The sequence below is a fragment of the Variovorax sp. 01T439_2 genome (assembly GCF_056398445.1).
Genome location: NZ_JBFTPJ010001036.1, coordinates 1 through 1,968, shown reverse-complemented (window position 1 = coordinate 1,968; position 1,968 = coordinate 1). Strand labels below are relative to the sequence as shown.

Annotated in this window: 2 protein-coding genes; one reads left to right on the top strand and one right to left on the bottom strand. The window is 60.3% G+C overall.

Annotated features, from left to right (window positions below; translation table 11 throughout):
• Nucleotides 1–528: 528 nt before the first annotated feature.
• Entirely contained in the window at nt 529–1,494 is a 966-nt protein-coding gene (locus AC1DOC_RS31510) for a Bug family tripartite tricarboxylate transporter substrate binding protein (protein WP_478083239.1), read from the top strand.
• Nucleotides 1,495–1,610: 116 nt separating this feature from the next.
• On the opposite strand, the gene AC1DOC_RS31505 is transcribed toward AC1DOC_RS31510, so the two are convergent.
• Nucleotides 1,611–1,968, bottom strand: a 358-nt coding sequence (locus tag AC1DOC_RS31505) for an MmcQ/YjbR family DNA-binding protein (RefSeq protein ID WP_478131319.1), incomplete at its 5' end; no start/stop codon positions are given.

Here is a 1,968-nt window from a genome sequence, read left to right as displayed (position 1 = left end):
GACTATTTCGTCAGTCAGTTGAGCATCGAAGAGCGCGAGAGCGCCTTGTCAATTTTGATGTTCTACGTGGGCGCGAAGCTCTGACAGCCTGCCGGGTCGGGCTGGTTCCTCGCCGCGGCCGGCGGCACCGCCAGCAGATGGGCGCCGACCTGGCCGCTGCGATCAGGGCTGCGGAAGCTCTTCCCCATCCGATCTTTAAGCCTTCCGCATTCATCAATGCTGGCGCCTCTCCGCGGCTTGGGCGCTGGCCCGGCGTCCTCGGTCCCTGGAGGCCATGGTGGCCTGCCTACCGCGGGTGCCCATCTACATCTCTTGCTGAATGGGATTAGAGGGCGACGGCATTAAGAGATACCAGATCGCACAAGGACGGGGCACCTCGACACTCCTCGTCGCTCGTGCTCAATGGGCCACGTCATCGGGTTGGCCCCAATATTGCATGAGGCAACAAGGCTACTTAACATAGCCTGTCGGATAGGTTTGCACGGGCCAGTATCCGGCTTTGAGGTAGTTAAACCCAAAGGATTTGCCATGCTCTCTCGTCGAACACTCCTGACCGCCGCCGCCGTTTGGGGCCTCGCGCATCAAGCCGTCGCGCAGGATTACCCCATCCGCCCCATCAAACTCGTGGTGCCATTCGGCGCGGGCACGACCGCGGATATCGTGGGACGCGTCTTCGGGGAGAGCATCGCTCGACAGATGGGCCAGCCGGTCGTCGTTGAAAACAAGGCTGGCGCTGGTGGCAACATTGGCGTGGATATGGTTGCCAGGGATTCCGCAGATGGATACACCATCCTGCTCGGCACCGTCGGAACACATGCGATCAACCCTACGCTCTACCGCAAGCCCACCACCAACGCGCTCAAGGACTTCGCGCCCATCGGCTTTGCCGGCTCTACCCCTACGCTGCTTATCGTGTCGGCCAACTCGCCCTACAAGACACTGAAGGACCTGCGCAACGCTGCATCAGGCGGGAAGAGCCTCAGCTTCGCCTCTGCGGGCAACGGCACTTCAGGGCACCTGGCTGGCGAGCTGCTCAAGACTCGCCTTGGCGGCGACATGGTACATGTGCCCTACAAGGAGGGCGCAACAGCGTTAAACGACGTGATCGCGGGCCAAGTGGACTTCATGTTCTACCACCCTGTGGCGGCACTTCCTCACATCCGCGCGAACAAGTTGCGAGCACTCGGCGCTTCAACTGCGCAGCGAACCTCGATTGCTCCGGACGTCCCAACAATCCAGGAGCAAGGCGTGGAGAATTTCGACCTGATGGCATGGATGATGCTCTACGCTCCTGCGAAGACCGCTCCTGCTGTACTTGCAAAGTTGCGGGACGCTGTCTCGAAAGCTGCCATGACCGAAGGGACCAGAGCCAAGTTGGTCGCGTTGGGCCTCGAGGTTCCACTGATGGACGAGCGACAGCTCGCGCAGTTCAGCAAGGCCGAGATTGAAAAGTGGTCCGAAATCGTGAGGCTATCCGGAGCCCACATCGATTGAGCCATACCAGGCGGAGGCAGAGCCGCCCCTGGTCTTCGGCGACCTTCCTGCGCTGCCGGGGTGCGGCAGCTTGATCGAAGCCGATGACCGGTCATCATCCGGCAGGTTGCCAGACCTCATGCGCCCGATGTGAGCTCGAAGCTGTCGGAGATCAATTCCAACACTAGCTTCTCTGGCACCGTTCTATCCAAAAGCACCGAGAGCCAGTGCTCCTTGTTCATGTGGTAGGCCGGAAGGATCCCGTCCTTCATCCTGAGGGATCCCACAATTTCCGGCCTGCTCTTGACGTTCACAATGTCAACAGTGCCGTCGCTCGAGAGCCCAAGCTTCTTCCGCTGTACGGTCGTGAACAGCGCATACCACCTGCCGTTGTCTTGATGCCTGAACACCGCGTATTCCGGAAGCTTTGCCCACGGATGATCCGGACGGGTACGGTACCGCTTCTGGACAGATTTCATTACCGCGGCCTTCAGG